The organism is Oceanobacillus caeni, from assembly GCF_019037185.1.
GTDB classification, from domain to species: Bacteria; Bacillota; Bacilli; order Bacillales; family Amphibacillaceae; genus Oceanobacillus; species Oceanobacillus caeni.
Genome location: NZ_JAHHXM010000023.1, coordinates 1 through 23,233, shown reverse-complemented (window position 1 = coordinate 23,233; position 23,233 = coordinate 1). Strand labels below are relative to the sequence as shown.

At 34.1% G+C, this 23,233-nt stretch carries 19 protein-coding genes; 8 read left to right on the top strand and 11 right to left on the bottom strand.

Annotated features, from left to right (window positions below; translation table 11 throughout):
- Positions 1 to 85 precede the first annotated feature (85 nt).
- From KM885_RS12295 to KM885_RS12285, 3 genes are all read right to left on the bottom strand, one after another.
- Positions 86 to 703 carry a CadD family cadmium resistance transporter gene (locus KM885_RS12295; RefSeq protein ID WP_216884063.1) on the bottom strand — a complete coding sequence of 206 codons (618 nt, stop codon included), beginning with the start codon at positions 701 to 703 and terminating at the stop codon, positions 86 to 88.
- Positions 704 to 780: 77 nt separating this feature from the next.
- The gene (gene cadA, locus KM885_RS12290; protein ID WP_216884062.1) at positions 781 to 2,961 is read right to left on the bottom strand and encodes a cadmium-translocating P-type ATPase CadA; all 2,181 of its coding nucleotides are present in this window, start codon (positions 2,959 to 2,961) and stop codon (positions 781 to 783) included.
- Positions 2,954 to 3,319 carry an ArsR/SmtB family transcription factor gene (locus tag KM885_RS12285; protein ID WP_206271143.1) on the bottom strand — a complete coding sequence of 122 codons (366 nt, stop codon included), beginning with the start codon at positions 3,317 to 3,319 and terminating at the stop codon, positions 2,954 to 2,956. The genes cadA and KM885_RS12285 overlap by 8 nt, the downstream gene beginning before the upstream one ends.
- A 369-nt stretch (positions 3,320 to 3,688) precedes the next feature.
- Between KM885_RS12285 and KM885_RS12280 the strand changes: the two genes are divergently transcribed.
- The 4 genes from KM885_RS12280 to KM885_RS12265 all read left to right on the top strand — a co-directional run bounded on the left by KM885_RS12280 (position 3,689) and on the right by KM885_RS12265 (position 10,619).
- Positions 3,689 to 4,321 carry a recombinase family protein gene (locus KM885_RS12280; RefSeq protein WP_206271144.1) on the top strand — a complete coding sequence of 211 codons (633 nt, stop codon included), beginning with the start codon at positions 3,689 to 3,691 and terminating at the stop codon, positions 4,319 to 4,321.
- 14 nt (positions 4,322 to 4,335) lie between these two features.
- Entirely contained in the window at positions 4,336 to 6,330 is a 1,995-nt protein-coding gene (locus KM885_RS12275; RefSeq protein WP_216884061.1) for a site-specific DNA-methyltransferase, read from the top strand.
- A gap of 11 nt (positions 6,331 to 6,341) precedes the next feature.
- Positions 6,342 to 9,389 carry a type III restriction-modification system endonuclease gene (locus KM885_RS12270; protein WP_206271146.1) on the top strand — a complete coding sequence of 1,016 codons (3,048 nt, stop codon included), beginning with the start codon at positions 6,342 to 6,344 and terminating at the stop codon, positions 9,387 to 9,389.
- 180 nt (positions 9,390 to 9,569) lie between these two features.
- Positions 9,570 to 10,619, top strand: coding sequence for a CHAT domain-containing protein (locus tag KM885_RS12265; RefSeq protein WP_206271147.1), 1,050 nt, complete (start codon positions 9,570 to 9,572; stop codon positions 10,617 to 10,619).
- Between the two features lie 455 nt (positions 10,620 to 11,074).
- On the opposite strand, the gene KM885_RS12260 is transcribed toward KM885_RS12265, so the two are convergent.
- The gene (locus KM885_RS12260; RefSeq protein ID WP_216884059.1) at positions 11,075 to 11,296 is read right to left on the bottom strand and encodes a hypothetical protein; all 222 of its coding nucleotides are present in this window, start codon (positions 11,294 to 11,296) and stop codon (positions 11,075 to 11,077) included.
- A 22-nt stretch (positions 11,297 to 11,318) separates the two neighbouring features.
- Positions 11,319 to 12,032, bottom strand: a complete 714-nt coding sequence (locus KM885_RS12255) for a GAP family protein (protein ID WP_216884058.1) — start codon at positions 12,030 to 12,032, stop codon at positions 11,319 to 11,321.
- Positions 12,033 to 12,133: 101 nt separating this feature from the next.
- On the opposite strand from KM885_RS12255, the gene KM885_RS12250 reads away from it, so the two are divergent.
- Positions 12,134 to 12,727 carry a TetR/AcrR family transcriptional regulator gene (locus tag KM885_RS12250; protein ID WP_216884057.1) on the top strand — a complete coding sequence of 198 codons (594 nt, stop codon included), beginning with the start codon at positions 12,134 to 12,136 and terminating at the stop codon, positions 12,725 to 12,727.
- 455 nt (positions 12,728 to 13,182) lie between these two features.
- Here KM885_RS12250 and KM885_RS12245 read toward each other — a convergent pair whose 3' ends face one another.
- From KM885_RS12245 to KM885_RS18105, 4 genes are all read right to left on the bottom strand, one after another.
- Positions 13,183 to 14,094 carry an alpha/beta fold hydrolase gene (locus tag KM885_RS12245; RefSeq protein WP_216884056.1) on the bottom strand — a complete coding sequence of 304 codons (912 nt, stop codon included), beginning with the start codon at positions 14,092 to 14,094 and terminating at the stop codon, positions 13,183 to 13,185.
- On the bottom strand, positions 14,054 to 14,635 hold the full coding sequence (locus tag KM885_RS12240; protein ID WP_216884055.1) for a PadR family transcriptional regulator: 582 nt from the start codon (positions 14,633 to 14,635) through the stop codon (positions 14,054 to 14,056). The genes KM885_RS12245 and KM885_RS12240 overlap by 41 nt, the downstream gene beginning before the upstream one ends.
- 1,242 nt (positions 14,636 to 15,877) lie before the next feature.
- Positions 15,878 to 15,970, bottom strand: a complete 93-nt coding sequence (locus KM885_RS17940) for a putative holin-like toxin (protein WP_222115735.1) — start codon at positions 15,968 to 15,970, stop codon at positions 15,878 to 15,880.
- A 345-nt stretch (positions 15,971 to 16,315) separates the two neighbouring features.
- Positions 16,316 to 16,444: a hypothetical protein gene (locus KM885_RS18105; protein ID WP_276202691.1), complete on the bottom strand. Its 129-nt coding sequence runs from the start codon at positions 16,442 to 16,444 to the stop codon at positions 16,316 to 16,318.
- 408 nt (positions 16,445 to 16,852) lie between these two features.
- Here KM885_RS18105 and KM885_RS12230 point away from each other — a divergent pair, with 408 nt between their 5' ends.
- Positions 16,853 to 17,812: a PD-(D/E)XK nuclease family transposase gene (locus KM885_RS12230; RefSeq protein ID WP_060668796.1), complete on the top strand. Its 960-nt coding sequence runs from the start codon at positions 16,853 to 16,855 to the stop codon at positions 17,810 to 17,812.
- A 375-nt stretch (positions 17,813 to 18,187) separates the two neighbouring features.
- Positions 18,188 to 18,514 (top strand): hypothetical protein, encoded by a 327-nt coding sequence (locus tag KM885_RS12225; RefSeq protein WP_047185546.1) that lies wholly within the window; start codon positions 18,188 to 18,190, stop codon positions 18,512 to 18,514.
- A gap of 349 nt (positions 18,515 to 18,863) precedes the next feature.
- Here the strand turns inward: KM885_RS12225 and KM885_RS12220 are convergent, their stop codons facing one another.
- Complete coding sequence (locus KM885_RS12220; protein WP_145523819.1) at positions 18,864 to 19,502, bottom strand: YczE/YyaS/YitT family protein; 639 nt, start codon at positions 19,500 to 19,502, stop codon at positions 18,864 to 18,866.
- A gap of 778 nt (positions 19,503 to 20,280) precedes the next feature.
- Here KM885_RS12220 and KM885_RS12215 point away from each other — a divergent pair.
- Positions 20,281 to 21,819 (top strand): AbgT family transporter, encoded by a 1,539-nt coding sequence (locus KM885_RS12215; RefSeq protein WP_216884054.1) that lies wholly within the window; start codon positions 20,281 to 20,283, stop codon positions 21,817 to 21,819.
- A gap of 113 nt (positions 21,820 to 21,932) precedes the next feature.
- On the opposite strand, the gene KM885_RS12210 is transcribed toward KM885_RS12215, so the two are convergent.
- Entirely contained in the window at positions 21,933 to 22,799 is an 867-nt protein-coding gene (locus KM885_RS12210; RefSeq protein ID WP_047185542.1) for a Cof-type HAD-IIB family hydrolase, read from the bottom strand.
- Positions 22,800 to 23,233: the final 434 nt, after the last annotated feature.

Genomic DNA, 23,233 nt, shown 5'->3' with positions numbered 1-23,233 from the left:
CGTATATGAACATTGCAGTGTTTTCTTCCTTTGTCTAATCCCTACCGATGTAATTACATCGATCGTTACTTACATTGAAATTACGTTAAAATAGGAATGAGAATAAAGCATTGAATGTGCCATTTTCAAACAATATATAAATACCTAACCCAATGAATACAATTGGTACAATCCAACGTTCATATTTCTCAATTGTTTCCGATACAAAATCGAATGAAGCTAGGCGGTAACTGACATAGCACAAAACTCCAACCATAATTAAAAAGACAATAGAAGCAATAAAGATTTCAGACATATTTAAGGTCGTGAAGTACGGTATATAAATGGAAAAGTCATCCGCACTGGAAGCCAATACGATGAAAGTCATCGTCAAAAATAATTGATTAAATTTTCCAGAGGAGAATAAGGATAAAATGCTGCTTTCATCTTGATCCTCTTCTCCTTTAATCCATATTTTCACACCTAAGTAAAGTGGTAAGAGTCCAAGTAGTCCGATAACCCATTGTTGCGGAATTAAATTCACAACCCCCTGTGCAACTAAAAGACTTGCTCCTATCACAATTGCAGTCCCTATATATTGTCCTATCCAAATATGTTTTACCTGACCTTTTTTTACTTGCGAAAATAAAAGAATTAATATGACGAGATAATCAATTCCTGTTGCTACATATACCGCGGTAGCCGTCAGTATCGTTGCGATCATATTTCCATCTCCAATATTTTAGGGCAGGACTTTTCTTCAAATTGAAAAGCCCTTCCGTAATTTCACACATATAGTACCTATTTATCCTTCACTCTCATCAGTCGTAAACTATTTAATGCTACCAAAATAGTAGCTCCCATATCGGAAAGAATCGCAATCCAAAGGGTTAGCCAGCCTGGAATAACCAATAGTAAGGCAATTACTTTAATTCCGATAGCAAACGTGATGTTTGCTTTGATGATATTTAGCGTTTTCCTGCTAAGTCTTACAGCAAATGGAAGCTTACTTAAATCATCTCCCATTAATGCGATGTCAGCTGTCTCGATGGCAGTATCTGTTCCAGCACCGCCCATTGCAATGCCAACAGTGGATGCAGCAAGTGCAGGAGCATCATTGACGCCATCGCCAATCATAGCTACATTACCATGCTCAGCTTTCATTTTTTTAATATAGTCCAATTTATCCTGTGGCATCAATTCGTACTGAATATCAGAAACACCGACATGAGCACCGATTGCTTCTGCGGTACCTTGATTATCACCCGTCAGCATAATTGTTTGCTTGATTCCTAACTGATGAAGTTTTTGAATGACATTTTTACTTGTTTCACGGACTTCATCTGCAACAGCAATCACACCAAGGATTGTTTGATTGGTTCCAATAATCATGGCAGTTTTCCCTTGGTTTTGTAGAACCTTCACCTTATTTTCAAATGCTGGACTAAAATCGGAAACATTTAATTCTTTAAAAAGCCTTGGACTGCCAATATAATAGGTTGTTCCGTTTATAGTCCCTTGAATACCTCGCCCCGTAATCGAAGTGAAGTCCTCCACTCGAACATCCGAATAAGAAATAGTATCTTGCTCCGCCTTCTTCATAATTGCTGAAGCGAGTGGATGTTGGGAACGGTATTCTAACGCTGTAATGATGGAGAATAGCTCTTTTTCTTCCACTTGATCATTTAATACTTTGAAATCTGTTACCACAGGGACACCTTTTGTCAGTGTTCCTGTTTTATCAAATGCGATTGCTTTAATGGCTCCTAATTCCTCTAGATAGACACCGCCTTTAATCAACACACCTTTTTTAGCTGCATTTCCAATTGCCGAGACAATCGAGATTGGAGTAGAAATAACTAATGCACACGGACATCCAACTACAAGTACCGCTAATCCTTGATAAACCCAAGTATCCCAACTTCCACCAAAGAATAAAGGTGGAACGACTGCAACGAGGGCCGCAATAACCATAATGATCGGCGTATAATATTTCGCAAATTTATCTACGAATGCTTGCGCTGGAGCGCGCTCCCCTTGTGCTTCCTCAACCAGATGAATAATCTTGGCGATGGTTGTATCCTCTACGTATTTGGTGATTTTTACTTCAAGTAGTCCCTCTTCGTTAAGCGTACCTGCAAATACTTCATCATCTACCGTTTTGGCAACAGGGACAGATTCTCCTGTTATAGCAGCCTGGTTGACAGCCGACACCCCATTTATAATGATCCCATCCATGGCAATTTTCTCCCCTGGTTTGACGATCATAATATCACCCACGGCGATATCGTCCACATGGATCATTATTTCCTGACCATTCCGCCTAACAAGTGCTTCTTTTGGGGCAATATCCATCAATGAACGAATGGACTGTCTTGCTCTATCCATAGAAAAACGTTCAAGTGCTTCACTGATTGCAAAGAGAATGACAACAATGGATGCCTCTGCCCATTCACCAATGATGGCAGCTCCAATAACTGCAACGGTCATCAGGGTTTTCATGTCGAAATCAAAGCGTATCAAATTTTGAAAACCAACTTTAAATAGTGAATATCCGCCAATTACAATCGAACTTACAAATAACATGGAAGTTACGAGGTTATCTTCTCCATTTACAAAGTGAGAAAGGTAACCAAAAGCAATCAGTAATGTGGCAAACAGCAATGTGCTGTGTTTTTTATAAAACGGTATTTTCTCTTCTTTAGGAGCCTTAGTGTCTTCTTTGACCGCTTGTATCGATGGATTCGCCAGTTTTTCAGGAATTACCTTAAGATTCTCGAAAGCACCTGCTTTTTCAAGCTCTTCAACCGATGCATTTCCATATACATCAATTTTGGAAGCGCCAAAGTTCACTTTTGCATCCTGAACTCCAGCTAGTTGTTTTACATTTTTTTCAAACTTCCCAGCACAATTCGCACACGAGAAACCCTCCACACGGTAAACCTGTTTATCTTCTGTTAATGTTTTTGCTGAACTATCCAATACTAGCAACCTCCCTTTGATGCAAGAAAGCTTTTTCTACAAGCTGTTTAACATGCTCATCATCTAGTGAATAATAGACTAATTTTCCTTCTTTACGGTATGTTGCTATACCTAAATTTTTCAATAATCTTAAATGATGGGATGCCGTAGCCGTTGAAGATTCAATGATATTAGCTACATCACAAACACATAACTCTCCCTCTAAAGACAAAACATAAGCAATTTTAACTCTTGTATCATCTGATAGAGCCTTAAAAACTTTCGCTACATCCATAGGATTCTGTTTAGCAAGGTCTTTTTTAGCCCTGTTTACCTTATCTTCATGAATACAGGTAACTTCACACATATCTTTTGTCATAATTACCCTCCTTATTCAAATGACTGTTTGTTTGATGATTATAATATATCCCACCATAAACAAATAGTCAAATGATTGTTTGATTGATATATAATTAATATTAAAAAGGATTGGTTTCTAATGTTAGAAACCAATCCTTTCGGAGATTTTAACCAAATTTTAAAGTATCTTAAACATAACTGCCCTGTTACTTTAAGTAGGTTTCTTCACAATCTACGTTTATTTTAACATATGGTTAAATCAAAATCTGGAATTACTTACCTAAATTTGTTCAATTAGAGTACACTCTGTCCAAACAGAAAGAAGTGTAGTATTATAGGTATATAGAAATGTTCAAACAGACTTGTTCATTACATAGAGGTGAGAAATTTGATTTTTGGCTATGCGAGAGTTAGTTCAAAAAGTCAAAACCTTTCAAGACAGGTAAAGGAATTAGAAGAGTATGGCTGTGATAGGATATACGAAGAAAAACAATCTGGTAAAAATTTTGATCGACCAGTATATAAAGAAATGCGTTCCAAAATGCGATTTGGAGATGTATTGGTCGTCCATGATTTAAGTAGATTTGGGAGAAATAAGCAAGAGATAAAGGATGAGTGGGAAGCTCTAATTAAAGAGGAAATTGATATTGTAGTATTAAATATGCCGATTTTAGACACACGAAAGTATAAAGAACTTGAAGGTGTTGGGGAGTTAGTATCTGATTTAGTGCTTTCTTTATTGTCGTGGATGGTGGAAGAAGAGAGAAATCGCATAAAAACTGCTCAAAAGGAAGGCATAGAAATTGCAAAAAAACAGGGTAAGTTTCGAGGAGGAAAAAAAAGATATCATAAAGGGGCGACAGGAAGGGATAAAGTTTTATATGATGAGGTAGTTAGATGTTTAAATGCCAATGTAAGTGTGATGGATATCCATCGTAAAACAGGTTTATCTAGAAATACAATTTACTCTATTAAAAGAGAAAATGAAACAGATAAAAAAGGAAAATTAACCACCATTTAACGGAGGTAACAACTATGATTAAAGAGACATTGGATAGTAACGGAAAAGGAAAACTGAATGATAAGAAAATTGCTATTTTAAAGAAACATTTCCCAAATTGTTTTTCTGGGGAAACTCTCGATATTGAAAAGTTTAAAAAGGAGATTAACCAAGATTTAGATTTTTCTTCCGAAGGTTATGAATTAAACTTTCTAGGGAAGAATTATGCCAAATACATTGCTGACTCTATTGATACAGAAACGGTTTTGATTCCAAATTTAGATCATAATTCAAAGAGCGAAAATAAAAAGTCAGAGAATGTCTATATTACAGGAGATAATTTAGAAGTATTAAAGCATTTGAGGAAATCTTATACTAATACAATAGCATGCTGTTACATTGATCCTCCGTACAATACTGGAGGTGATGGATTTGTTTACAATGACAGTTATACATTCACAGCGAGAGAATTAGAGCAGATTTTAGATATTGAAGAAGATGAAGCAAAACGTATATTAAATATGACTTCTACAAATTCATCTTCTCATAGTGCTTGGCTGACTTTTATGTATCCACGTCTATATTTAGCTAGGGAATTATTGAAGGATGACGGGATAATTTTTATATCTATTGATGATAATCAGCAAGCACAATTAAGGATTATTTGTGACGACATTTTTGGTGAAGAAAACTTTGTGTCTCAAATAATTATACAATCAAATAAGCGGGGACAAACATACAAGGATATTGCAAAAACCCACGAATATCTATTTGTTTATTCTAAGAGTGAAAAAGCAATTATAAACAAACTCGAGAATCCTAATCATGAGTTTAGACATTATGATAATATAGGTGGATTTACAGAAAGAGAATTAAGAAATAGAAATCCAAAATTCGGTAGATTTAACAGACCAAATTTGTACTACCCAATCTATGTTAATCCAAATAAAGTTGATAAAAATGGATATAACCCCGTTTCTATCACGAAAGATGAGGACTTTTGTATTGAAGTATTGCCAAAAAATAGTAAAGGTGAAGATAGCTGTTGGAGATGGGGAAGAGAGACATTTAAAAGAGCTAATGATAAAAAAAATACACTTAATAGCCATGTCGTGGGAAAACTAAAAACTACAGGTGAATATGGTGTATATGAAAAGTATCGTGAGGATAAAGTTACTGCAAAAACTATCTGGTTTTCTGATGAGTTGTATGTTGAAAATGGTACTGTTTGGGACGAGACAGATGTTATAACTGAAAAAGGGTCAGTTGAATTAGGGGAATTGGGACTTTCAGGTGTTTTTGATTATCCAAAACCTGTAAGTTTAATTAAAAAATCTATCCAAATCGCTATGAATTCAGAAAATGATGATCAACAAATAATATTAGACTTCTTCTCTGGTTCTGCTACAACAGCACATGCTTTAATGGAGCAAAATGCTAAAGATAAATCCGACCATAAATATATACTGGTTCAATTAGATGAACCGGTAAAACAAAACTCGGTTGCAGAAAAACAGGGCTATAAAACAATTGACGAAATAGGCAGGGAAAGGATTGTTCGTGCTGCTGAAAAGGTCAAGAAGGATACAAATGAGGAGATTGATTATGGATTTAAACACTTTTATGCAAAAGTATTAAATGAAAACATTATTGATCAAATCAAGGAATTTGATCCAAACCTTCTAGCATCTGAATTTGAAGTTGAATTCGATAAAGAGACAATCTTGACGACATGGATGAATCAAGATGGCCATGGACTAACTCCTTCAATCGAAGAGGTCAACTTAGGTGGGTATACTGGTTATTATATGCAGGATTATCTCTACCTACTGGATAAGGGCATGTCGCAACAGCATATTGATATCCTGTTATCTAAAATAGTTGAAGAGAAATACTTCAATCCTACAAATGTAGTTGTTTATGGTTATAACTTTACGGATTTTAACATTTTGACACAATTAGAAACGAATTTAAAACAGTTAAGAAATGAAGAGAAAAGTATCGAAGTATCTCTAATTAAGCGATATTGAGGTGAACAAAGTTGGAACTAATCTTAAAAAGAAATTTAGAACATCAAACAATTCCGATAGAGAGACTTTGTTCAATATTCTCAAACGTCGGTATACAAAAACCAATGAATAGTATTGAAAATCCTATTATTGATATTGGTAGTCCTTATTTATATCAAAATATTAAGCGGGTACAAGAAGATTTGCCTTCTAATATGCAGGGAGTTAGTCGAAAAGAAGTAGATTATTTGAATATTGATATAAAAATGGAAACTGGTACTGGTAAAACATATGTTTACACAAAGGCTATTTATGAATTGAATAAGTTGTATGGTTTTAAAAAGTTCATTATTGCAGTGCCTTCATTAGCTATAAAGGCTGGAACAGCAAATTTCATGAAAGCACAAAGTAACGTCAATCATTTCAAAAATGTGTGTGGTTACAATACAGAAATAAAACTGAGGACTGTTGAGAGTATTAAAACAAAAAAAGGTAAAAAGAAATATGTACCGAACAGCATCCGTGACTTTGTAACATCTTCAAATCTCCAAAGAAATACGATAGAAGTATTGTTAGTTAATATGCAACATTTGAAGGAGAGCAAAAACGGGGTTTTGGTACGAGATGATTACGATTCTCATATTGAAGGATATTATAGACCGATTGACGCAATTTCTGCCACTAGACCCATTATGATCATAGACGAACCACATCGTTTTAGTCGTGACAACGCAACGTTCAAATTTATAGAAGAACAGGTAAAACCGCAGATGATTATACGTTTTGGGGCTACCTTTCCAAGTGAATTCATTGGTAGGGGGAAAAATAGAGTTGAAGTAAAAGATTATCAAAACTTAATATATGACTTAAACATTCATAAGGCATTTGAAAACAATCTCATTAAGGGTGTAGCAAAAGAACATGTCGAGAGTCCCGACAATGAAGAAGAAGTATTTAAAATCCTAACAATGAAAAAGGGCGAATTTGTTCGTTTTCAAAAAACAGAATTAAATGAGCAAGGTCAAATAATTAAAACTACAAAAGAGTTGAAAACACATGATTCGTTAAGTCTGCTCTCTCCAAAGCTTTCGGGAATTACTATAGATGGTATTTTAGCCACTAAGGTTATTTTAAGTAATGGAGAAGAAAAGTTCACAGGTGATGTATTTTTTGCGGATGTATTTGCAACTTCTTATGTAAGGGAATCCATACGATTAGCCTTAAAAAGGCATTTTGAAACAGAGCGTGAGAATTTCAAACGGAAATTTAAAATTAAAACTCTAGCTTTATTCTTTATTGATGATATTCATTCTTATCGAGATAATGACAAGAAAGAACCTTATCTAAAGAATATTTTTGAAGAAGAATTAAGCAAAAAATTAGAAGAAGAAATTGATAAATGTAATATTTTTGAATCGGAATATCAAAAATATCTGGAGGAATCCCTTGCGAATATAAATGAAACACATGCAGGATATTTCTCACAGGATAACTTTTCTTCTGAAGAGGAAATTGAGAGAGAAGTAAATACAATTCTTTTCGATAAAGAAAAGCTCTTGAGTTTAGTACATAAGGATGGCAAAGCAAATACAACACGCTTCATCTTTTCTAAATGGACGTTAAAAGAAGGTTGGGATAACCCAAATATCTTTACAATTGCGAAGTTACGATCTAGTGGAAGTGATAACAGTAAATTGCAGGAAATTGGACGTGGATTACGTCTACCTGTAGATGAGACAGGAAATCGTATTGAAAATGAAACCTTTATGCTAAATTATATCGTAGACTTTACTGAAAAAGACTTTGTCAAAAAACTGGAAGAAGAAATTTATGGTGAAACATCATTTGAGCAAAAGGAAATCACATCAGAACAAATTGAAAAAATTGCAACAAACAAAGGATTAAGTAATGAAGAAGTTCTTATAGATTTAATGAGTAAAGGGTATATTTCATTTGATAGAGAAATAAAAACAGAAAAGTTACAAAATTTCATGACGGAGTATCCTGAAATATTTAATAAACTCGATAAAAGTAGAATTCGTGATCGAAATATTGATAAAAATAAAGAGGTTGCCATTCGCAAGGATAACTATTGGAAGTTAAAAGAACTCTGGGAACAGTTAAATGAAAAATACTATTTACATTTTGACACAATCAATAATGATGTACTTATAAGCATTGTTTCCGATGTAATCACGGAGGATTTGATAAATAAAACGGTTAGACGAACTAAGAGAGAAACATCAGAAATGGTGCAAGGTGAGTTAATATTTAATGTAACCCTAGACTCAATTGATAGTTCATATGGTGAAACCTTGAATTATGGTACGTTTTTAAAAGCTATAGCTGAAAGTACAAATTTATCTATTCCTTTAATACATGCAGGGATAGTAAGAGCATCAAAATTGAAAAAGATAGAAAAGGCCTTCTTTACAAAGGATACAGTTAGAAGTTTCTCTATATATTTTAAGCAGCGAATCTATGATGAACTTTTGAAAATATATTCGTACAGAAAATTACCAAACACAACTGTTCACCCTACAGAACTCACAGAAGAAAATGGGCACCCTAGGGATTTCGTAAAAACATCTGCTTATTTAGGTGTGAAAGAAAGAAAAGGAACTCCCTTGGAAACTTATTTGTATGACACAATTTTATTTGACTCTGAAATTGAAGAAAATAACATAATTGAGAATATCAGTAGCGTTGAGGTATATGGAAAAATACCAAAACGCACCATGCAAATACCTTTCATAGATGGAAGTACATATAGCCCAGACTTTATGTATGTAATCAAGGATAAAGAAGGCAAACCTACAATTAACCTTGTTGTTGAGAGTAAAGGTGTTAAGAAAAAACAAGATCTTAGAGGTACAGAGGATCATAAAATAGAAGCTGCAAATAAACTCTTTGGCATGGTTAAAGAATCAGGAATTAACGATGAATATGAAGGACAAGCGGGGTTAGGAGAGCTAGGTGATAAGCTCAATAGAAATGGAATCAGTGTTACCTATACAAGGCAAACAAACAATGAGAAGATACTTGATATTGTTAATCAACTCATTGAAAAAAAGCAGTAGCCAAGAGGACTACTCTCAGCAAAAGACAACGTAAGTATAAACATCAGAAGGCAGTTCCTATCAATAATGGGACTGTCTTTTTAGTGATAATATACGGAACGTATGTTTGCAACAATAAGATTTTACGTGTAGAATATTAAGTATAATATAATGAAATTAAATTTTGGGAGGTCGGACATTTTGTCGCTCATTGAAACGTATAGAAGAACAATCAAGAGAAAAAAGGATGAGTTAAACAGATTAAGGAACTCTAAAGCCACCGAATTAGGAAAAATACCGTCACATAAGAAAAAAATTACATCAGCTAAAGCAACTATAGGAAGAACAAAGTCAACTGCCACCATAAATTCCAAATATAGAGAAATTGGACGTGAAGAAAAGAAACTAGCAGATATAGATAAAAAGGTTGCGGATATTGATAAAAAAATAGCAAGAATTGAGGGAGATGTAGTAGCTGCAGAAAAGAAGCTGGGTCGTGAAGTTGAACGTGAGCAAAAGAAAAGAGATGATGCCGAAAAAAGAAGACTAGCAGATAGCGAAAAACGTATGAAGGAGTTTAGTGGAATGCTGAATAGACATGGTGAAATGCACGAAGAGACAAATAGGGTATTAGGAGAATTGAAAAATTTACCAGAGGAAATTACTGTCCTATTTATGGCATCAAATCCATTAGATGCACCACAGTTAAGATTGGATGAAGAGGCTAGAGCCATTCAAGAGATGATAAGAAAATCAGAACATAGGGATTCTGTATCATTCGATACTCGGTGGGCTACTAGAGCTTTGGACGTAATACAAGCAATTAATGAGGAAAATCCTGCAATTATTCACTTTAGTGGACATGGATCTGAGGACGATGAACTCGTCTTCCAAGACAATCAAGGTAATGCAAAACTTGTTTCTAAAGAGGCTATAGTTCAAACAATGATGAGTACATCAGATGAAATTAAATTAGTGTTTTTTAATACCTGTTTTTCTTATGGACAAGCACAAGAAGTAGTACAACATGTGGATGCAGCCATTGGAATGACGACTACCATTGGGGATGAAGCAGCCAGGGTCTTTGCTGCTCAGTTTTATTCTGCTATTGGATTTGGACTCTCGGTGAAAAAAGCATTCGAACAAGGGAAAGCTGCTTTAATGCTTGAAGGTATTCCAGAAGAGGATACGCCAGAATTGTATGTGAGAGACGGACTTGATCCAAACGAATTAATTATAGTAAAACCTTAATTTTATTTTTGAATTGTATTTGTCGTTCAACTATAGATAGAACATATAATACTAACTTTTTGCTAACATCCATAATTTTGAAACGCCATACAATAAAATTTTTAGAGAAGACCTTTCGTTAGTTCACTGAACTTTTGAGAGGTCTTTTCTTCTATATTTTTGGTCATATGTGCGTAGATGTTCATTGCTACAACTAATAGAAAGGGAGCTATGATATAGAAAGCTCCCTCTATCCATCCTCCTAGAAAAATTTTAAACCCTCTTGAAATGTTTTTGTTGATTTATTATTCTCACTTCATAGTACATATAAATTTTCGTATCAATCGATCATCATTATTCCATTTTAGACTTACATTCGATGCCAACAACGCTAAGATAAACAAGGTTTTTTAACCTATGAATTTAAGTTATTTTATTAAGAAAAGCTGTGAAGGGAGAGAAAATCATCTCACTCTTTATTTACCATTTCTAGATGAACTAGATTTTTTCATAGAAAATAAACCAATAACCCCACCAATAACAATCAATAAAATATCTATCGCAATTTCCCAACCTTGAAACACATCAATATAATTCACTAAAAACCAACTTTTTCCACCATTTGTCAAATGATTGATTAAACCTCCTACTCCTTGGATTACGAAAAGTAAACCAATTCCACTAATAACTTCTTTCATATTAAACACCTCGTTCATTTTTTTAATTTAAGATACCTCTAATACCAATATTAAAAAATACTGCACCTACTACACCTATTGCTACTAATAGTGAAGAAATTGGTGCTTCATTTAATTTTGTTTTTATATTCTTTAGAAAGTTCTGCAGTTTATCTTTAAACACAATACTAATTCCTAACAATAATAGAGAAGGAAGCACCATTACAAGATTGTACCCAATTATTACAAATATAGAAGAAAAGGAATTAATTGACAGATGATTTAATAAAAAAATCGAATAAAAATAAGGCAATGCCGTTACAAATTCAATAAGAAACACAATAATACCCAAAATAATTATTCCCTTTATTGTTGTCTGTCTTGGAATCCATGACGTAAGACGTTCTATTGTGCCCTCTTTTGGTTTTATGAAGCTAACCAAAACAAGAAGTGTTCCCGTGACAGTATAAAACCAATTGATAAAATCAAATTCTGATAAATTTTCAATCAACCCCAATAGTGTGTCCCCACCAAAGTACAGTAATATACCAATCATGAAATAACCTAACTGAATAACAAATAAAAATACAAATAGACGAGAAGAAAGCTGATTAGGTTGTGTAAGTAATAAATAGCCCGTAATAGCTAGCACACCAGGACTTAATATATCAACTAATGCACAAATAGAGATAATTAGTAGGGCTACGGATATATCTATTGATGAGGAAGGCATCATTGTTTCAATGATTTCAATCAAATAATTAGTCCCCCTTTATAAAGTGTGATATCATCAAAATAACACACTGTGCTAAAAAGATAATAACACATTGTATTAAAAAAAGGAAGTGATATTTATTCATGCCAAAATTTATTAATCATGACAAGAAACGAAAGTTAATTGCTGAAGCTGCATGGAAGATTATTGAGAAAGAGGGTATTGAGAAAGCATCAATACGAAGAGTCGCTGCTGAAGCAGGAATGTCTCCTGGTGCGTTAAGACATTATTTTTCAACTAAAGATGAAATGCTGCTGTTTATTATAGAATACTACATAGAAGAAGGAAAAAAGCGTTCTGATCATAAAGAATGGTCAAAAAATCCATTACAGGCAGTTGAGGAAGTGTTACTGGAGCTTGTACCAATCGACGAAGAAAAGAAGATTGAAACGAGTGTTTGGTGGATTTTTGCACTCCGTTCCCTAACAAGTGATGCATTAAAAGAGAAGAAAGACGAAATGACGGATGGTACATATGATTTAGCAAATTCAATGATCAAGATATTAACTCTAAAAGGAATATTATCGGAATCAGTTAATGCAGATTTAGAAAGCAGTCGGTTATCTGCATTGATTGAAGGGCTGTCATTCCATACCTTGTTAAGACCAGATGTGTATACTCCAGAAAAGGTGAAGGAAGTAATCAGTTATCATTTAAAAACACTCGGTAATAAATAAACAATACTCGGAAGTAGATAATTCATTCTTATTAGATTTCTACTTCCATCCTTATGGTTATTAATGTTGATTTCTTGTTGGAACTTATATTGAAGAATCTTATTAAAAAGATATTGAATAGGTCATGAATACGCTCGGGCTCCTATTAAGGAAGACCCGAGTTATTGTTGAATTTTATATTGAAAAAACAATTGTTTATTATTACAAAATTGGTGGTGAAATTAGCAAAAGTTTATTATGACTGCGAAGGGTTAAATATTGGTATACACATACACTTATTAATAAATGTGAGCTAAAAACAGAAACCCATAATAAATCATGAGTTTTGCTGATATTATTATTCTAATCCAGCTAACCATTAAATTCTTTAAATGATGGAGCTTCTTTGAAATAAAAGACTCCATTTGATAAGGATTGGATAAATATTGGATAAAAAGAAAAGGCTGAAAATTTATTTATTCAGCCCGTAAATTAATAAACTTCAAAATCCGATCATTAACTAAATCTGCTGGCAATTTATGTCCAGCTTTAGGAAGAATTTCTACTTCAACACCCTGTAATAGTTTTTGTGCACGATTAGCTGCACTTTGAGAATTGTGCAGGGGGCTTTTCTCTCCCAAAAGCAATAGGACGGGCACTTTTACTAATTGAAGGTCCTCATCACTGACATATTGTGGAGAAATTCGTAGCATCTTATAATCACGCATTGCTGAAACAACTAACTCTAACTGTTTTTCATTAGTTGACGAACCTCGACTAGTCCAACGGATAAATGAACGACGAACAAAATCAGGTCCAATCATACTTGCCCAAAGCATAAACGGCCATGCGATCTTCCTTATACCTGCAAAAGCTCTTGCTGGTTCAATCAGTGTAATTGATTGGAGTGTCCGTGAAGAATGAATTGCTTGATTAAGGGCCATCCAGCCACCATAGGATGCTCCAACTAGATGCACCCTTTTCAATTCCAGAGTGTTCAATACTTGGTCTAACCAGGCACTATAATCTTCAACACTCTGAATAGGTTTCTTTTGAATGCTTCTACCTGCATCACCGATTATATCTACAGCATATACTGGATGTTTTTTTCCAAACTCGACAACAAAATTTGCCCATGATGCAGAAGTGCCATTAGCTCCATGAAGTAAAAGAATGGGATTCCCTTCTTTTTTTGCTCCATAGTGATAAACATGTGTCGGACCGTAAGCTGTTTCTATGTCTATTTCCTGACGTGAGTTTGGCCATTGTTCCATTGCTTTATCATAAATTTTTAGGAATTCTTTCTCTGCCTCAATATTGATAAAATGCCCCACAAGATTTTTCGGTTCATCCTTCTTCTTTGGTTGTTGTTCTTTTTGTTGAACCATCCATATTACTCCTCTCTAAAACTTTTTTTGTCTCCTCACACCATGTAAGTGTTGCTTCATTCATACGTTTCCCGTAATCCAATATACATAGCCAGAAAGGTGTATCGTCACTATACTTTTGTTCCATAACAGTTTTCTCAAGCTCAGTTAAAATGACCTGTTTTGCTGTCACAAGTTCTTTTTGTATGTCAAGATTTGCTTTTATTTTTTCTTTTGAAAGATGTCTACCAAAAAATAATTTTACCAGTAGTTCATTACGTTGAGTCCCTTGATCCATAACAGGCATTTCAAGCCATTCTAAAAGTTTTTCACGTCCTTTTTCCGTTATTTCATACCGCTTTCGATCCAATGGGTCAGCATCATCTTGAATCATATTAGCAAGATTTTCATCGACAAGTTTTTTCAATGCAGGATATATTTGGCCATAGCTCATTTTCCAGAAAAAGCTGAAGCTCGTATCAATTACTTTCTTAATCTCATATCCGGTATTACATCCAATTGTTAACATCCCAAGAATAATATATTTGGTTTCAGTTTTCATTTTTTAAATTCCCCTTATATAATCATCAAATATATCTTTAAAATATATCTTGAAGATATATTATTTTTTCTTCTAAGTCAATAAGAAAAACACCTAAAATCGGAAATGTTTATATTTAAAACTCTGAACCAAATACAAGAAAACATCCCCGCTCCATCGCACTTTTTTCGTAAACAAGAATGGCAAGAAGTTGAGTAATAATTGAACACAAAAAAGACTGGACACTTTATTGAACCAGCCTGAATCAGAAAAAATTTAAAGAGGTTAAATGGTACAACTTTTTATAAACGATTAAACTAAATTTTAAAACTACAGTACTCTTATAAAAATAATCTAAAATAGAATATTTTAGTAATATCCCGTCGCTAACTTTTTGCTAACTTATTATTAATTTTCATTGAATGTCGTGGAATATAAAGATAGGAAAAAGCTTGTAATATCGCACTTTTGCTGTTGTATATTGCTGTAAAATATCCCCTCAAAGATGGGCGGCATGATGTAAATCATCCCCCATGAACACTGTTATATCAACGGTTGATTAAGTTTTTAATCATAATTTTGATGAAAATATCACCAAAATATCACATTTATTTTGGTGATACCATTAATCAACCTTTTGAAGGATGTTTCCGTAAAGATTTGTTATCTTATCGGAAGCATCTTTTTTCACTTTATCTGTTATGTGTACGTATATAAAACATATTTTTATGATAGTAGTATATTCAGGAAGCGATTTAGATTTCATCAAGAGAACCAAGAAATCATTATTGAAAAGTTAAATAAAGAATACGATTACTTATTGAAATCCAGGAAAAAATATTCCAGTAGTAATATGAGTTTTAACATATAAAAAAAGATTAATAAATAATTCAATTTTTATAATAAAGTTTGATCAATTAAAGTGAAGCATTGTTAAATAAAGGTTTTTTATCAAATACAACATATATTTTGATCAATCCTTTTTCAAAACGGTACAACTTTTTTTATAATAATGATCAAACTTTATTTCAAATCAACATCAATAATTAGAAGCGTAATTTTCATGATAATTAATAATGTAACATGTTTTCTTTTTTATCAAAAAAGGGTATACTGGTAATAGAAAATGAATACATTAAAAAAAGACCAAAGGTGCGCTAACACCTTCAGTCTATACAATAGCTAGGTTCCCCCCCAAGGGGATCGACACGTATACGAGAATAAAACCTACCCTCTAACGAGCCGGAAACTCAAGGGTAGGTTTTATTTTTTACTGTTTTTTTCTGACATAATTGCAACTATTAACGCTCCGAAACTAATCATTAGCATTAATCCTTCTGCAACTGTCATTAGCATCACCCCCTTTCGGGAGTGTGCCAACCATCCTTGAGTTAACCTATTCAGCTATTGTCCTATAATTATAACATTTCCAATGCTTCTAAATCGACCTAGAATGAAACTACTTTTTAATAGCTTCGCCATTCTATTTCATGAATAGCTGTAAATTCCCATTGAAGATATACAACCAATAATATCCCAAACGTTGATTTACCACACTTTTTGCACCTCTTTTTAACGATATTACATACTCTCATTTCATAGGCGGCATGATGTGGATGCCCCTCAAACCCTCGTATAGAAGAATTTTATGTAAGAAGTTAATATTTTTTAGTACCCTTTTGATGTCATTCGGGCAGAGGGTCACTTGAAAACGTTCATTTCTTTATCAAGAATGCTTTTTAGTTTTTCTCCACATTCATGACTGCAGATAACAAATAGCCCGTCTTGTCCATTTTTCTTAGCTTCGGAATCGGCTGTGGTAACAATCATCGGGACGCTTCTATCAATTTCTCTTAAGTAAACAGGAATGATTTCCCCTTCTTTATTGGAAAATCTTCATCCCCTCATTAAATTTTACTTCCAAGGCACTTAATGGATCGTTATCGCCAATTTTCTTATTACACCAGGCACAGTTGAACATGTCGTATCTCTCCTCTCCAAAATAGTTATTTTCACCATGGACACTTTTAATTTTATTTTAAAACTTATGACTATTATTACCAAGTTTTAAAGGCATAAGACCGTTCACTTGGTAGATACGGATAGAAATAATGTTATTAAAAAAGAACACTCCTGTAAACGATGACTGGTTGGTCTTTCTTAAAAAATTGACGCATAAAGTTTGTCAATAAGTATTGTATTTCATGTACATTACTGATAAAATAGTCCTAGGTAATAATGAATATTCAGAAAGGTTGCAAGTCATTGTTCACTTCGTCTATTATATTAGAAGACAAACAAACTTATACGGATCATGACCGTTTATTTAAAGAGCTCATTCAAACATTCTTTAAAGAGTTCATCGACGCATTTTTCCCCGATTTATTCCCGAAAATTGATTTTACCACTGTAAAGTTCCTAGAACAGGAGGTTTATACAGATATTTTAAAAGGTGAAAAAAGAAGAATAGATATACTTGCTGAGGTTAAATTACAAGAGGAAGAACAGCTAATCCTCATTCATATTGAGCCACAGGCAAGTTATCAAAAGGAATTCAATGAACGAATGTTTATCTACAGTTCCCGCCTCTATGAAAAATTCCGCAAAACAATCCTTCCAATTGCCGTTTTCAGTTATGATGACAAGAGAGATGTACCAGACATTTTTACTACGGAAATCTTCCATTTCCAAGTTTTCCAATTTAATTATCTTCAAATTCATTTAATTAAAATGGATTGGCGAAAGTTTATTAAGATGAACAATCCTATAGCTGCGGCTTTATTAAGTAAAATGGGGTATACTAAAGATGAACGCATTCAAGTCAAATTAGAATTCTTAAGAATGATTAGTAGAATGGAATTGAATCCGGCAAGAATGGATCTCTTATATGGTTTTTTCAATACTTACTTACATTTAAACAGTGAGGAGGAAGAGCAAATGAGCGAAGAAATTGCAAAACTTCCTAGAGAAGAAGCTAATCGGGTACTACGACTTCCGAACTCGTATTATGAGAAAGGAAAGAAAGAAGGAATTGAGGAAGGTATAGAAAAGGGTATAGAAAAAGGTATAGAAAAAGGTATAGAAAAAGTAATCTATAAGATGCTTCAAAAAGGATTACCAGAAGAATTAATTGCTGATGTGTCGAATGTACGAGTCGAAGAAATCTCAAAGATGAAAGAAAGATGGGGCTTTGATTAGATTAAAGGAAGTTGGCAGACATCATAGCCAATAGATAGAGAAGGAAATTTAAAACGTCATTGCTATGGTGTCAGTCACTTAAACCGCAACCATGTAAGTGTAGTGGGGGAGAGGGCATCAAAAATTTCCTTTAGCTCTTACCCACTTATAACCTAGCAAACCTGAAAACCTCATGTCCTCTGTTTTTGAACTACTTCATTCAACCTTGATTTATCACCGAGAACCCCCTTTTTTATCCATTCTGTTTCAAACAAAAACCTTTCCATAAAATAAACTTGAAAGGGGTGATATGTAAAAAATCATTTGTTACGACGCTCTAGGCTATGTATATTGTTTCTAGTTTATTAGATTTAAAATTAAAAAGGAGGACTTTTCATGGGTCATGATATTTTAGGATACAATAAAGCTGGAGAGGCAATTGCTTATGCACGTTTTAGCATGGGAAATTCTAATGCTACAATACTGTACGATTTACTTGATTCCATTGATTACCATGCAGGAGTTAGTGGGACAGGCGCCGTTACTACTTTTTCAAAGCAACAAATCGAAAAAGCTTTGCATGCTTATAAACAACAATACGGTAATGATGTTCCCAGTTCGCCGAAGGGTGATTCCTTGGATCTAAAGCAAATCCAGGATTTTCTATCAAACTGTTTAGAGGAAGCACAAAAGGAAAAGAGTGTAACCGTCTTTTTTGGTTGATGTTTTTCAAGGTTGCTTATTAAACTCCTCCATGTTCACCCTTATAACTGCTACGAATTTAAGTTCCCCAGAATAAATGGAAATAAAATACTACTCCTGTCAAAAAAGTGGATGGGATGGCCTTTCTAAAATAACTCCTTTATCCATACAAAAAATATGGAAGTTTCCTCTAGTATGGACAGGGAACACACACATAATTATTACATGAATTTAAAAAACTTTATTATAGAAGGATGTTTCCGTACAACTATTTATCTTGTCGGAAGCATCCTTTTTTAACTTACCAAAAAGTAAAAGCAGCTTCATTCGATTGAAATGAAGCTGCTTTAATAAGGAAATTCTTGTTTAGTTAGTGGGCAGCTACGTGTCCATGATGTTTGTCGCTCAGGCATTTATCCAATAATCTTTGGCTATACCCTAACGATACTTGAATAATTGGACCAAGTGCAAAAGCCATAATAACGGTACCGATTCCGAAAGGTCCACCTAATAAAAATCCAACTATCGCGACGATTACTTCCATGACAGTACGTGCAACCATAATACTACAACCAAATTTCCCCACTATTAATAACATTAAGCTATCCCGCGGGCCTGCACCTAGATTAGCAGAAATATAAATGCCTGCACCAATAGCTAACAACACAATTCCAAGAATAAAATCAACAAACTGCATGGAAAAGGTATGTGGGTTTGGTATGACCCAGTTGAAAAAGTCGATAAATAAACCAACAAAGATCATATTCATAAAGGTTCCGATTTTCGGGAACTCGTGTAAACCAATGGAAGAAATAGTAATAATGATAACTCCCATAATAATAGACCAAAGTCCAATGGATAGTCCGAAGTTTTTGAACAAACCAATGTGCAACACATCCCATGAACCTACACCAAAACGTTGCCCTTTGACCGTCAATGCAACTCCAATTCCCATAACCATAAGACCTACAAAAAAGAAAAGCCACTGAATGCTAGTTCCCTTTTTCATCAAAATCCCTCTTTCTTTTGGTAAAACAGAAAAGCCATTTTATGTATAAACATAAATGGCCTCTTAATCAACTAATCTATTATAACAGTTTTTTACTAATTTGCTAAGAAAAATAATTAGTTCAAGCAGGGAAGGCTTATAAAATATTTTCTTCCTTGAAAATGCTATAAAAGATATTTTATTAGAGTCAATTTTTGTGATTGTACAATTGAGAAGTCAAGACACTAATGAATTGGAGGACAGATGTTCATGAAACGAGTCTTGAGTTCGTTAACATTTTCCAGACTGATAGTTATAATTGTACTATGTGTAAAATAGTTCTCGGGGATTTGAAACAAAATTCTAGAAAAAAAAGAAAAGGCGCTCTATCATAAATGTATGCTGACCGGCAAATACATTTGAAAGAGGCCTTTTCATGAATACAATTATATCAAAAATTAGCGAATTATTAAAGGGTGCAAATGACTTAATGAGTTTGAAGAACAAGTTTAAATTAGTATATATGATCTCCTTACTACAATTTGAGCTTGAAATATTGGAAATAAACTGGTATCCTTTCCTTTGTATGAAAAGCAGGGGAAATCATGCGAATTTATTTATTTTGAATTTTCTGTAATATCATTCTCTTTCTATAATATAATACTCTTAGAGTAAGTTAATATTGTGGTAGACTTTTAGGGACTTCTAGTGAATATGCATAACTATTATAGTATAGCTAGTAATTTTAATTTAAATTAAAATAGTATTTTTGTAGATTATATTGGAGGATTTAATTTTTATGGCAAAAGGGAAAAAAGGAATATTTGTACGATCTTTAGACAGAATTGAATTAGTTGGAAATAAATTGCCACATCCGGCAACATTGTTTGCAATTTTGGCACTTTTCGTTATTCTACTATCAGCAGCTTTGCAACCATTGGGAATTAGTGTTGAACATCCTGGTGAAGAAGGAACAATAGTTGAAATCAAAAATCTATTGAGCGCGGAAGGAATTGAATATATATTTTCAAGTATGACGGGTAACTTTATCGGATTTGCTCCTTTGGGCGTTGTACTGTTAACGATGTTGGGGATAGGAGTGGCCGAGCGTACTGGACTCATTAGTGCACTATTGCGAGGCTTTGTGTTGTCTGTACCTAATAGATTCATTACGTTAGGATTAGTTTTTGCTGGTATTATGTCTAGTGTGGCATCTGATGCAGGGTATGTCGTATTACCGCCACTGGGTGCGCTTATTTTTGCGGCACTTGGCAGGCACCCACTCGCAGGACTAGCAGCGGCGTTTGCTGGGGTGTCTGGAGGATTTAGTGCTAACTTATTATTATCTGGTACGGATGCTATGCTAGGAGAAATGACTATTGCGGCTGCTGCAATCATTGATCCTGGATATGCAGAAACAATGAACATAGCGATGAACTGGCTGTTTATTGCCGTTTCGGTATTTGTATTAACATTTCTTGGTGCTTGGGTAACAGAACGGATTGTAGAACCTCGTCTTGGTACGTATAAAGGCGATCAAAAAGAAGAATTGGAAGCCCTTCAACCAATTGAGAAGAAAGGTCTTGTCTGGGCTAGTATAGCGGTAGTTATCGGCATTGTGCTTGCATCATTGCTTGTAATACCATCCAACGCACCGATGCGCGGTACAGAAGGCAATGCAATGGATCAAATTATTCAATCGCCATTTATGAGTTCATTAGTTCCGATTATCGCTATTTTATTCTTTATCCCTGGTCTTACATATGGAATTGTTACGAAATCTATTCGCAGTGATAAAGATGTTGCAAGCCAAATGTCAGACACGATGGCATCTATGGGAACGTTTATTGTTTTGGCATTTACTGCTGGACAGTTTGTAGCATTTTTTAACGAAACGAATATGGGATTAGTATTGGGAGTATATGGTGCTGAACTACTAGGTAGTGTTAATTTAACTGGAATTCCGTTAATATTACTGTTTATCCTAATTACAGCAGTTATTAACTTGTTTATTGGAAGTGCTTCTGCAAAATGGGCTATGATGGCACCGGTCTTTGTACCAATTATGATGCAGCTTGGATATTCTCCAGAATTGACACAAATGGCGTATCGCATTGCAGACTCTTCTACAAATATTATTTCACCATTAATGACTTACTTTGCGATTATTATCGCTTTCGCACAGAAATATGATAAGAAGATGGGTATTGGTACCTTAATTTCTACGATGATTCCATATTCTATGATTTTCCTAATAGGCTGGACAATTTTGCTAATTATTTGGATGCTATTAGGTATCCCACTTGGACCAGGTGGACCATTGTATTATCATCCATAAATTTTAAAAAGCATTGCTTCATATGAGGCAATGCTTTTTGTATAAGGAGAGCATAAGATATTGGCTAAGTGGTCTTTCAAAAGAACTTAATGCCTAGAGATCCTTTTTAAAATTTAAAGGTTATACTCCTTAAGCATTTCGTTAATCGCAAATGCAAACCCATTATCATTATTTGTTTTGGTTGTATATGTACATAGTTCCTTGATTTCCTCAGCTGCATTTCCCATTGCTACACCACGTCCAGCTTGGAGAAGCATACTTTTATCATTCAGATTATCTCCCAAAGCCATAACGTCCTTCATTTGTATACCCAACTTATTTGCTAGATCCTTCAGAGCTGTACCTTTTTGCGCTTTTGGATGATTGAATTCAAGATTCAATGGGCCTGAAGAAGTAATAACCGTTCCTGGTTCATCTTTTAGTTTCTCATAAGCTTCATTTAATTCTCCTTGTTGATTAGCAAAGCTTAGAATTTTGTACACCTTTATATCCTGGCTGGAAAGTAACTCCTCAAAATGATTAATAAATTGAACATTTTCATCTTGAAAACGTTGTTCAATGAGTTGTTGAATATCCTCTTTTTTGGAATCAGCATGAGCTGTTTGTAGAACATGGGTGATGACTTCCATGAAATTCTCACGACTAAGCGAATAGATACCATAATTTGTAAATACTTCAATATACATATCAGCCTTTTGGCAAACGGATATGATTTTCTGACAAACAGGAAATTCCATGGTTACTTCATGTATTAACTGCCCATTAACATCAAAAGTATTAGCTCCATTTAAACAAATAAATGGGCATGATAGTCCTGTAGATTGAAATGGTTTGTTAGCCGCATCATAGGATCTTCCCGTTGCTACAACAAACTGAATCCCCTTTCCCTCAATCTTTTTAATTGCTTGTAAATTATCTTCACTAATTTCCCCTTTTTCGTTTAAAAGTGTTCCATCTAAATCTGACGCAATTAGTTTCATTGTTGTGACCTCATTTATTTAGTATTGTACATTCACTATAACTTAAATTATAAGGTGTTTGCCAACTGAGCGAACTGGAAAGTGAAAAGTTATTGGTCTAAGGAATTTGATATTGAATGGCTAAAAGAGGAAATGAAAAATTAATTGTAAATATTTCATAAGTTAAATCAATTTATGGAAAACTTTTTACTTTTAGCTAGCCCCAAGCTTTAATGATATTTTGGGATTGAAACTACTAAAATACCTCGTATTTAATAGATTCCCCGCTTCAACTAATGCGGGGAATCTTGTTTGGATTCATGATCGTTCCTTCTGTACATAGTTATCGGCATTCACTTATGAGATATCAGCAGCTCGCGGCTAGGCCCCCTTATTCCGGACACTAACTGGATATTTCTTTGTTTTTCTTAGAATTCCTAAAGTATATTGGAAAT